Genomic DNA, 9,773 nt, shown 5'->3' on the forward strand with positions numbered 1-9,773 from the left:
TGGCCGGGCCGAGCGGGCCGGCCAGTGCGGCGAGGGCGCGGGCTGCGGCCGCGTCGGTCGCGGACCCGGACCGGTGGTGCGTGGTCCCGGTGCGCCGGTCCTCGACGGCCATCCAGAGTTCGAGCGTGCTCCTGACGACCCCGAGGACGAGGTGCAGGCCGATCAGGTCGGCGCCACGGCCGAACCGGGTCGCAGCGAGGGCGAGGTCGAAGCGCACGGCGTTGTCGGTCGAGGGTGCTGGCAGCCGGACGGTCCCGCCCCGGACCGCGGCGTCGATCCGCCGTCCGTCGGCGAGGACGAGCCGGAGGCGCTGCAGACCGTCGTCGACGTCGTCCCGGGTGTCCTGCCATGCCCACGGGGTTCCGTCGAAGAGGCGCTCGGCGTCCACGTCGGTGGTCAGGTCCAGCTCGACGTCGAGGTCACTCCACCGATCGATCCGGTCGGGCGTCGTGACGGACCCGTACGGTCGGACACCGTGGACGACCGGGGCGGCGCGGAGCTGTTCGACGAGGTCGAGCTGCCAGTGCATGCCCGCACCCTACGAGGATCGGTAGCGTCACGGTCGTGGGGATGATCACGGACACACGTCGGGGCGACTGGCTGCGACCACGAGCCGGTGGGTGGGCGACGGCCGGTGGTGTCGCCGGGACGGGCTTCGCGGCGTACGCGCGGGTGCTGCACCCGCTCGACGCGCGGTGTCACGACATCGCGGTCACCGACGGGTGGGGCATGCACCCCGTCGTCGAGGAGCGCCGGTGGCGGTGGGCCGAGGTCGCGGCACGCCGGGGTCGACACCTGCACCCGCGGGTGCAGTGGACGCGGCTGACGGGGGCCGAGCCGCCGGAGAGCTTCGAGACCGACGACGGGTGGGCGGTCGGGCCGCCCGAGGAGGGGCAGCTCGACACGGACGTGCTCGCCGCGCTGACCGAGCACCTCGGCCCGGCCACGACGACCCCCGACGACCTCGTCGCCGCGGTGTGGGACGGGTGGGGTGACCTCAACGGGAGCTCCGCCACGGCCTCCTTCTTCATCGGGGAGCCCAGTGAGGAGGACATCCGCGAGCAGCAGCGCAGCGACGCCGAACGCGCGCTCCGGAGCGCAGCCGTGCAACGAGGGCTCCAGGGGCCGGTGTTCGAGTGGCCGGGGCGGTCGTTCCACTTGATGGCGGCGTCCACGCGGTTGTTCGCCGACCCGACGTGGCTCGACACCGCGGACCTCGAGACCTGGCCGGGCGCCGGTCACACGCCGCAGATGCTCTGGCCGGAGGACCGTGCGTGGGTGCTCGCGACCGAGATCGACTGGGACGCGACGATCGTCGCGGGCAGTCGGGACCTCGTGGAACGGATCGTCGCCGACGACCGCTTCGAGGCGTTCGAGGTCGGGGTGGACGACGACCTCTCGTGGGCGGGGGACGTCGTCGATCGAGCGTGAGCCGGCGCTGTCGTCGGCTCGTGTGAGACTCCCCGGGTGACGAGCTGCTGCGCACCCGGGTGCGACTCCCCCGCGACGGACGGCGCTGCCGCGGTGCCGCTCTGCGGCGTGCACCACGAGGCGGTGCTCGACGAGGTCGGGGTCGACTCGGCCGGGGTCGCTCCGGCCGGGGCCGAGGACGTCCTGCCGGGCCCGTGCCTGCTCTGCGGGTCCAGGGTCGGCGTCCGCTACCCGAGCGGCATCCTCTGCGCGGTTTGCGAGTGGCGGTGGGGAGACGTTCCCGACGGCGACCTCGCGCCCCCGCGGGTCGACGTCGTCTACTACCTGCGGATGCGGGACGCTTCGGGCGACCGCGTCAAGATCGGGACGACCGCGAACCCCCGCCAGCGGCTCGCCGCGATCGCGCACCAGGACCTCCTCGCGTTCGAGCGCGGGGACCGCACGGTCGAACGTCGTCGCCACGCGCGGTTCGCCGCGACGCGCTACCCGGGCACCGAGTGGTTCCGGACGACACCGGATCTGCTCGCCCACGTCGACACCGTGGCTGCGGGCGTCGGGGATCCGTGGGAGCTGCTGGCCCGGTGGCGGAGCGAGGCGCTGGCGCTGCGCGGCTGACGGGTCCCTGCGGTCAGCCGTCCCGGTCCGTCCACGCGACCGGTTCAAGCCGCATCCCACCGTCGACCTCGCGGTAACGGACGAGGGCGAGGCACGCTCCGCCGAGGTCGCCGAGCGGGACGTCGCGTGACGAGTCGACGTACGCGGCGACCTCCCGCTCCGGCACGGCCGCGCGGTGCACGGTGAGGGAGACGTGGGCGGTGTCGCGGATGAAGGCCGGCGCGGGCGGGACCCCGCCGTGCAGGGCCGCCCCGACCTCGCGCATCCGCTGCCGGACGGCGAGCAGTCGGTCGTCGGCGAAGCCCTGTGCGAACACACCAGCCGTGGAACCACCGAGGCCGCGGAAGACCACCTGCGGGATCCTGTCCCGGAGCGCGTCCTCGGCCGCTCCACGGTAGGCGTCGACGAGTGCGGGATCCACCTCGTCGCGGTACGGCTCGAGGCTGGTGACGGTCATGTGCAGGTCGGACGGGCCGACCACGGAGTGCGACCCTGCCGTGCGGGCGGCGAGCGAGTGCGTCATCTCGACGAGACGTGCACGCAGCTCCGCGCCCGGGAGCACGACGAGGCTGAGCCCCCAGCGAACGTCGCCGTCCGCGGGCGGCCGGTCGATCGCGAGCTCCCCCGTCTCGTACGAGGAGCGCGCACGGGACCACAGCGCGTCGTACTTCGACAGGTACTCGTGCACGCCCATGCGTTCAGCACACCACACCCGTCTCCCGCCGCGGTACCGTGCAGACGTGTCGACGTCGCCGCTGCCGTTCTCCCCGCTCCCCGTCGTGACCGGCGCGATGGAGTACGCGCACGGGCCGACGTCCCACCGTGCGGCAGGCGTGCCACGGGGTCGGGTCGAGGAGTTCGACCTCGCCGACAGCACGGTCTTCCCCGGGACGACCAGGACCGTCCGCGTGTTCGTGCCGGCCCAGTACGACGGGTCCGAGCCGGCCGCGCTCATGGTGTTCCAGGACGGCCGGCTCTACCTCGACGAGACCGAGGACATGCGCGCCGGAATCGTCCTCGAGAACCTCGTGCACGAGGGCGCGATGCCGGTCACCGTCGGGGTCTTCGTCGACCCTGGACAGCCCGGGAACCGCAATGCCGAGTACGACCCAGCCGACGACCGCTACGTCACGTTCCTGCTCGACGAGGTCCTGCCGGCGGTCGAGCGGCGAGTCGGTGTCCGGTTCATCGAGGACCCCGCGCGGCGCGCAATCTGCGGCGGTTCGAGCGGCGGCAACTGCGCCTTCACCGCGGCTTGGCACCGACCCGACGCATTCGGCCTCGTGCTCGGATTCGTGTCCAGCTTCGCCCAGATCCCCGGAGGCGACCCGTACCCGGTTCTCATCCGTTCGGCCGAGGCCAAGCCGATCCGGGTGTACCTGCAGGCGAACCGCTTCGACCTGCGACACGACCAGCGGGAACGGAACTGGTACAGCGAGAACCTGCTGGTCGCCGCCGCCCTCGCCGAACGCGGCTACGACCATCGACTCGTCCTCGGCGACGGCGGTCACAGTCCGAACCACGGCGGCGTGGTCCTGCCCGAGGCGCTGCGCTGGCTCTGGCGGTGAGCCCGGCTCAGCGGGCGTAGGCATCGACGAACAACGGCCCGCGCAGGTCCCGCAGGGTGTCGACGAGCTGCTCGATCGTCCGCTTCGAGATGCCCGACACCTGCAGGTCGTACGGTCCGAGCGCCGGGAGCCGCCCTGTCCGGATGCGGACGACCTCCCACCCGACGGCGCGGACGGCACGGTCCTTCCGCCGATCGGTCTCCTGCCGCGGCCCGACGTGCTCGAGCCCGTGCCGCCCGGTGGAGTCGTACTCGATCGCGACCCGGAGCTCGGGCAGGACGATGTCCGGCCAGGCCTCGACGTGGTCGAAGAACGGCCGGTCGAGCCGGATCGCGTTCCGGTCGAAGGTGAAGTCGAACCGCGCGGACAGCGCCGCGCGGAGCTCGGCCTCGACCGCGGAGGCCGTCGGCGGTGCGCACACGCTCGTGAACGCCTCACCCGAGGGCAGACGGGGCGTCTTCGGGCAGATGGTGCGCGGTACCGACGGACGCCGTTCACCCGTCCGACGCGCCCCGCTGCGGTCCGGTCGGCTCCGGGACGTCGCCACCGCTCCGGCCGGGACACCGCGCGCGGGAGCAGCAGGCAGGGTCTGCCGCCCGGTCGCCCGGACGACGCGCTGGGGTGCGGGGACGGCCTCCGGCCAGTCGGCGGGGAGGACCGGCCACCGCTGCGGCTGCGCCTGCACGGCGCACTCGGGGCACCACACCGACCGGCGCCGCTCGCGACCGGGTCGGCCGCGCTGCTCGGCGGGGGTGGCGACGAACACGTGTCCGACGTCGCACTCCCACGTCAGCAGGACCTCGGCCGCGGGCGGGACCTGCGTGAGGACGACGCCGTGGTTCCACTCCGGGTGGTACTGCCGGACGAGCACCGGGTAGGACTCCCACGCGGCACGGAACTCGCCCACGGCGTACGGGACCGCCAGGCCGCGGGACCACTGCCGACGGCGCCACCACGCGTCCACGGGTTCGACCACACCGCCACGGTAGGAGCGACCGCCGACACCCGGTCCTGCACGGACCGCAGCGCGGCGAGCGCTGTCCACAGGAGGCGCGGGGACCTGGCGAGGGGTGATCCGCCGTGCCAGGGTCGGAGACGTGTACACCGACATCACCGGACCCGAGCTCCTCACCCACCGCGGCAGTGCCGTCGAACCCGACGACTTCGACGCGTTCTGGCGCGACACCCTGGCGTCGGCACGCCAGCACCCGATCGCCGTCGAGACGCGGCGGGTCGACACGGGACTGTCGACGCTCGACACCTACGACGTGTCCTTCGCCGGGTGGGACGGACAACGCGTCCGAGGTTGGCTGACGGTACCGGCGGGCACGACGGTGGACGCTCCGCTGCCCGCGGTGGTCGAGTACATCGGCTACGGCGGGGGCCGAGGGCTCGCGACCGAGCACCTGCTGTGGGCGTCCGCCGGGTACGCCCACCTCGTCATGGACACCCGCGGTCAGGGTTCCGGGTGGTCGGTCGGTGACACGCCTGACCCGGACGGCACCGGCCCGGCCTCTCCCGGCGTGATGACCCGGGGCATCGAGTCACGCGACACGTACTACTACCGACGTCTCACGGTCGACGCGGTCCGCGCCGTCGACGCCGTCCGGGCGATCGACCTCGTCGACCCCGACCGGGTCGCGGTCCTCGGCGTGAGCCAGGGCGGTGGGCTCGCGATCGCCGTCGCCGGACTCGTCGAGGGCCTGGCGGGGGTGTTCCCGCGGGTGCCGTTCCTGTGCGACTTCCCCCGCGCGACGGTAATCACCGACGCGGACCCCTACCGCGAGATCGCCCGGTACCTGACCGTGCACCGCGACCGTCGTGACCAGGTGTTCGGCACGCTCGCCTACTTCGACGGCGCGCTGCACGCCGCCCGCGCGACGGCTCCGGCGTGGTTCTCCACGGCGCTCATGGACCCGATCTGCCCGCCGTCCACGGTGTACGCGGCCTACAACGCCTACGCCGGCCCGAAGGAGATCACCGTGTGGGAGTACAACGGCCACGAGGGCGGCGGTGCACACGACGACACGGCGACGCTCCCCCGGCTCGCGAGCGTGCTGCGCAGCTAGCGGAGCGGGGCGGAACGGGGGCGCAGCGAGCATGCGCGCAGGCGCCGCTCAGCGCGCGAGTGCGTTCCGGACGTACGCCACGAGGGCGTTGGCGTGGCCGTGGCCGAGCCCGTGCTCCTCCTTGAGCCACGCCACGACCTGCATGTGGGGCTGGCCGTCGAGCCGGTCGGCCACGAGGTCCAGCCACTCCTGCACCGGCCGGCCGTACTTCGCCTCGATGCTCGGGAAGTACGACTGCGGCCCCTTCGCCTTCGTGCCGTCGGCGGGCGGCTCGGGAGCGGTCACGCGGTGTCCGGTCATCCGCTCACGGTAGCGCTGCACACGGCGTCACAGAAGCCCCGGACAGCGCCGGACTGCGTCACCCGACGTCACGAACGGACACCCGTGTGACGGTGTGTTCCGTCACGTGCCGGACTGTTTCGGCCACCGTTGTCGAGGTGCGAGCGGTCCTCCTACGGTCGCCGCATGACCGACACCACCGAGGTCCCCCGACGGGACGCGGCCCGCGTCCCCGACGCGGCGCCCACGGCCGACGCGGCAGGGACCGCCGACGTCAGCGGCGTCCGCAACGCGAGCAGCGTCCACGACGCCAGCAGCGTCCACAACGCGAGCAGCGTCCACGACGCCAGCAGCGTCCACGACGCGAGCAGCGTCGACGACGCCAGCGGCGTCCACGACGCCAGCAGCGTCCACGGCGCGACCGGCGCTGCGGACGCACACCGTGCCTCCAGGCCGGACCGCGCGAGGCCGGACCGCACCCAGCCGGACCGCGATCAACCGGGCCGGACCCGACCGGACCGCTCCGACGGCCCCGCGGTCGATGCCCTCACCGCCGCTGGACGCGCCGCCCTCGACCGCCCCGTCGTCCCGCTCCGCCATCCCGTCCGCTGGGTCGCCGCCGCGCTCGTCCTCGTCGTCCTCCTGAACTTCGTCGAGACCCTCTTCACGAACGAGCAGTGGGGCTGGCCCGCGGTCGGGAAGTGGCTGTTCAGCCCGGCGATCCTCACGGGCCTGCAACTGACGCTCGTCGCGACGGCGCTGAGCGCGGTGATCAGCTTCGCGGGCGGGATCGTGGTCGCCGTCGCCCGACTGTCGCGGAACCCCGTGCTGTCCGGCCTCGCCTGGAGCTACGTCTGGCTGTTCCGGTCGGTGCCGCTCATCCTCGTGCTGGTCTTCCTCTACAACCTCGGCTCGCTGTACCCGACGATCGGCATCGGGATCCCGTTCGGCCCGCGGTTCGAGGTCCCGACCGCGAACGTCCTCGGCGACCTGGCGATCGGGGTGATCGGTCTCAGCCTCAGCGAGATCGCGTACGCCTCGGAGATCGTCCGCGCCGGCGTGCTCGCCGTCGACCACGGGCAGCTCGAGGCCGCGCAGGCCCTCGGACTCTCCCGCCGCCGACAGTTCGCCCGGGTGGTGCTGCCACAGGCGCTCCGCTCGATCGTCCCGGCGTTCGTGAACCAGATCGTCGGCCTGCTCAAGGCCTCGTCGCTGCTCTTCTACGTGTCGCTGCTCGATCTGTTCGGCGTCGTCCAGAACCTGTCGAGCACCTACCCGACCGACATCATCCCGCTCCTCGTGGTCGCGACGATCTGGTACCTCGCCCTGACGAGCGCCGTGTCGGTCGCCCAGTACTACGTGGAGCGCTGGACCTCGCGTGGGTCCGCGCGTGCGCTCCCGCCGACACCGTTCCAGCGGCTGCGCGCCGCGGTGCGGCGGTGCCGGCCTGGAGGCACGGATCGCCTCGCACAGGTCGCCTCGGCCCGACGCGTGGTCGCGTCCGGAGAGAACGACGGGAAGGTCGTCTCGTGAGCGCGTCCATCGCCGTCACCGGCGCCGTGAAGTCCTTCGGTGACCTGCGGGTCATCGACGGCATCGACCTGTCGCTCGCGGCCGGGAGCGTCACGGCCGTCCTCGGACCCTCGGGCTCCGGGAAGTCCACGCTGCTCCGCGCGATCAACCACCTCGAACCGCTCGACCGCGGTGTCGTGACGATCGGCGGCGAGACCGTCGGCGTCGGCCTCCGCACCGCTCGCGACGGCTCGGCCCGCTACCGGGAACTCCCCGAACGACTGATCCGCCGCCAGCGGTCGCGGATCGGGTTCGTGTTCCAGCGGTTCGAGCTGTTCCCGCACCTGACCGCGCTGGAGAACGTGGCCGAGGGGCCGATCGCCGCAGGCGTGCCCCGCGCGGCAGCGTTCGCGCGAGCACGTGACCTGCTCGAGCGGGTCGGCCTCGGTGACCGCGGCGACGCACGCCCCCGTCAGCTGTCCGGCGGGCAGCAGCAGCGCGTCGCGATCGCCCGGGCGCTCGCCCTCGAGCCGTCGGTCGTGCTCCTCGACGAGCCGACGTCGGCCCTCGACCCGGAGCTCGTCGGCGAGGTGCTCGGCGTCATCCGGTCGCTCGCCGACTCCGGCACCACGCTCGTGATCGTCACGCACGAGATCGCCTTCGCTCGCGAGGTCGCCGACCACGTCGTCTTCCTCGACCACGGACGGGTCGTCGAACAGGGGCCACCCGCCCAGGTCATCGACGCCCCGCAGCACCCGCGGACCCGCGACTTCCTCGCCCGCGTGCGCTGAGGCCCGCGTGCGCTGACGCCCGCGTGCGCTGACGCCCGCCCCACCGTCCAACCGCCCACAGCACGACCGCACCGCACCCGAACCAGGAGAACCATGTCCACGACCACCCCTGCCCGCTGGCGCCACCGCGCCGGCGCCCTCGTCCTCGCCGCCGGCGTCGTCGTCGCCCTCGCCGGGTGCGCCGCGAACGCCTCGGCGGACACGTCCGCCGACACCGACGGGACCGTCACGATCGGTGCCCACGCGAACGGCGCAGCGACCGAGACGACGCTCACCGTCCAGGAGGACACGAAGCTCCACGACGAGCTCCCGGCCGCGGTCAAGCAGTCCGGCAAGCTGACCATCGGCGTCGGCGCGCTCCCGTCCGGGTTCCCGCCCCTCGCGTTCACCGGTGACGACCAGAAGACGCTGACCGGTTCCGAGCCGGACCTCGGACGACTCGTCGCCGCCAAGCTCGGCCTCGAGGCCGACGTGCAGAACGCGACGTGGGACAACCTCTTCGTCGGCATCGACAGCGGCAAGTACGACGCCGGGTTCTCGAACATCACCGTCACGGAGCAGCGCAAGGAGAAGTACGACTTCGCCTCCTACCGTCGCGACGAGCTCGCGTTCCAGGTGCTCGCGTCGAAGGCCTGGACGTTCGACGGCGACCCCTCGGTGCTGGCGGGCAAGACCCTGTCGGTCAGCTCCGGGACGAACCAGGAGAAGATCCTGCTCGAGTGGCAGAAGGAGCTCCAGGCGAAGGGGAAGGACTTCGCGATCAAGTACTACCCGGACGGCAACGCGATCAAGCTCGCGCTCGACTCCGGCAAGATCGACGGCTACTTCGGTCCGAACCCGACGATCGCGTACCAGAACACGCAGAGCAAGGGCACCGCGAAGCCGACCACGACCGCGGGCACGTACTCGGGTGCCGGCTCGACGCTGCAGGGACTCATCGCGGCGACCACGAAGAAGGGCAGCGGGATCGCGAAGCCAGTGGCCGCAGCGATCGACGAGCTCATCGAGGACGGCACCTACGCGAAGGGGCTCACGGCGTACAACCTGTCGAACGAGTCGGTGACGACCTCCGAGGTGAACCCGGAGGGGCTCCCGCTCGACAACAGCTGACCCGCTCGGCGTCACCGCGCCCCCGTCGCCGCTCGGCGACGGGGGCGTTGACGTGTGCCGCGGACCGCGCGAGCATCGGCCGCATGAGCCTCTTCATCAGCTGCCCGGTCGAGGACGTCGACCGGGCCACCGCCTTCTACTCCGCCCTGGGCTGGACCCGGAACGCCGAGATGTCCGGCCCCGAGAACGCCTGCTTCGCGATCGCCCCGGACCAGTTCGTCATGCTGAGCTCCCGCGCGGCGTACGCGAGCGTCGGCGGCACCGAGGACCTCGTCGGCGGCCCGGACACGCCGTCGAAGGTGACGGTGTCGTTCGACCTCGGCAGGCGCGAGGCCGTCGACGACCTCGTCGAACTTGCCCGGGCCGCCGGTGGTCGCGTGGGCGACACCGTCGAGTAC

The 9,773-nt window shown here is 72.7% G+C and carries 12 protein-coding genes; 8 read left to right on the top strand and 4 right to left on the bottom strand.

Annotated features, from left to right (window positions below; genetic code table 11):
• The coding region (locus tag ACSW7Y_RS13590) for a hypothetical protein (RefSeq protein WP_438126786.1) at positions 1–529 on the bottom strand (529 nt) is incomplete at its 3' end.
• Between the two features lie 35 nt (positions 530–564).
• On the opposite strand from ACSW7Y_RS13590, the gene ACSW7Y_RS13595 reads away from it, so the two are divergent.
• Positions 565–1,431: a hypothetical protein gene (locus ACSW7Y_RS13595; protein WP_438126787.1), complete on the top strand. Its 867-nt coding sequence runs from the start codon at positions 565–567 to the stop codon at positions 1,429–1,431.
• 36 nt (positions 1,432–1,467) lie between these two features.
• A complete protein-coding gene (locus tag ACSW7Y_RS13600) occupies positions 1,468–2,046 on the top strand; it encodes a GIY-YIG nuclease family protein (RefSeq protein WP_438126788.1) in 579 nt (192 codons plus the stop codon).
• A 13-nt stretch (positions 2,047–2,059) separates the two neighbouring features.
• Here the strand turns inward: ACSW7Y_RS13600 and ACSW7Y_RS13605 are convergent, their stop codons facing one another.
• Positions 2,060–2,740, bottom strand: coding sequence for a 2'-5' RNA ligase family protein (locus ACSW7Y_RS13605; RefSeq protein ID WP_438126789.1), 681 nt, complete (start codon positions 2,738–2,740; stop codon positions 2,060–2,062).
• A 46-nt stretch (positions 2,741–2,786) separates the two neighbouring features.
• On the opposite strand from ACSW7Y_RS13605, the gene ACSW7Y_RS13610 reads away from it, so the two are divergent.
• Positions 2,787–3,614: an alpha/beta hydrolase gene (locus tag ACSW7Y_RS13610; protein ID WP_438126790.1), complete on the top strand. Its 828-nt coding sequence runs from the start codon at positions 2,787–2,789 to the stop codon at positions 3,612–3,614.
• 7 nt (positions 3,615–3,621) lie between these two features.
• Here ACSW7Y_RS13610 and ACSW7Y_RS13615 read toward each other — a convergent pair whose 3' ends face one another.
• Positions 3,622–4,590 carry a hypothetical protein gene (locus ACSW7Y_RS13615; protein ID WP_438126791.1) on the bottom strand — a complete coding sequence of 323 codons (969 nt, stop codon included), beginning with the start codon at positions 4,588–4,590 and terminating at the stop codon, positions 3,622–3,624.
• A gap of 121 nt (positions 4,591–4,711) precedes the next feature.
• Here ACSW7Y_RS13615 and ACSW7Y_RS13620 point away from each other — a divergent pair, with 121 nt between their 5' ends.
• Positions 4,712–5,683: an acetylxylan esterase gene (locus ACSW7Y_RS13620; RefSeq protein WP_438126792.1), complete on the top strand. Its 972-nt coding sequence runs from the start codon at positions 4,712–4,714 to the stop codon at positions 5,681–5,683.
• A gap of 48 nt (positions 5,684–5,731) precedes the next feature.
• On the opposite strand, the gene ACSW7Y_RS13625 is transcribed toward ACSW7Y_RS13620, so the two are convergent.
• Positions 5,732–5,983, bottom strand: a complete 252-nt coding sequence (locus tag ACSW7Y_RS13625) for a DUF4287 domain-containing protein (RefSeq protein WP_438126793.1) — start codon at positions 5,981–5,983, stop codon at positions 5,732–5,734.
• A 165-nt stretch (positions 5,984–6,148) separates the two neighbouring features.
• Between ACSW7Y_RS13625 and ACSW7Y_RS13630 the strand changes: the two genes are divergently transcribed.
• The 4 genes from ACSW7Y_RS13630 to ACSW7Y_RS13645 form a co-directional block, all read left to right on the top strand.
• Positions 6,149–7,495, top strand: a complete 1,347-nt coding sequence (locus tag ACSW7Y_RS13630; protein WP_438126794.1) for an amino acid ABC transporter permease — start codon at positions 6,149–6,151, stop codon at positions 7,493–7,495.
• On the top strand, positions 7,492–8,265 hold the full coding sequence (locus ACSW7Y_RS13635; RefSeq protein ID WP_438126795.1) for an amino acid ABC transporter ATP-binding protein: 774 nt from the start codon (positions 7,492–7,494) through the stop codon (positions 8,263–8,265). The genes ACSW7Y_RS13630 and ACSW7Y_RS13635 overlap by 4 nt, the downstream gene beginning before the upstream one ends.
• Before the next feature lie 93 nt (positions 8,266–8,358).
• The gene (locus tag ACSW7Y_RS13640) at positions 8,359–9,375 is read left to right on the top strand and encodes a transporter substrate-binding domain-containing protein (RefSeq protein ID WP_438126796.1); all 1,017 of its coding nucleotides are present in this window, start codon (positions 8,359–8,361) and stop codon (positions 9,373–9,375) included.
• Positions 9,376–9,458: 83 nt separating this feature from the next.
• The coding region (locus tag ACSW7Y_RS13645; RefSeq protein WP_438126797.1) for a VOC family protein at positions 9,459–9,773 on the top strand (315 nt) is incomplete at its 3' end.

Source organism: Curtobacterium flaccumfaciens, assembly GCF_051548005.1.
Taxonomy (GTDB): Bacteria; Actinomycetota; Actinomycetes; order Actinomycetales; family Microbacteriaceae; genus Curtobacterium.

Bases quoted from the DNA above. Each gene is read 5' to 3' on its own strand.
- ACSW7Y_RS13640 (WP_438126796.1), top strand. From the start codon at position 8,359: ATGTCCACGACCACCCCTGCCCGCTGGCGCCACCGCGCCGGCGCCCTC.
- ACSW7Y_RS13605 (WP_438126789.1), bottom strand. From the start codon at position 2,740: ATGGGCGTGCACGAGTACCTGTCGAAGTACGACGCGCTGTGGTCCCGT.
- ACSW7Y_RS13630 (WP_438126794.1), top strand. From the start codon at position 6,149: ATGACCGACACCACCGAGGTCCCCCGACGGGACGCGGCCCGCGTCCCC.
- ACSW7Y_RS13625 (WP_438126793.1), bottom strand. From the start codon at position 5,983: ATGACCGGACACCGCGTGACCGCTCCCGAGCCGCCCGCCGACGGCACG.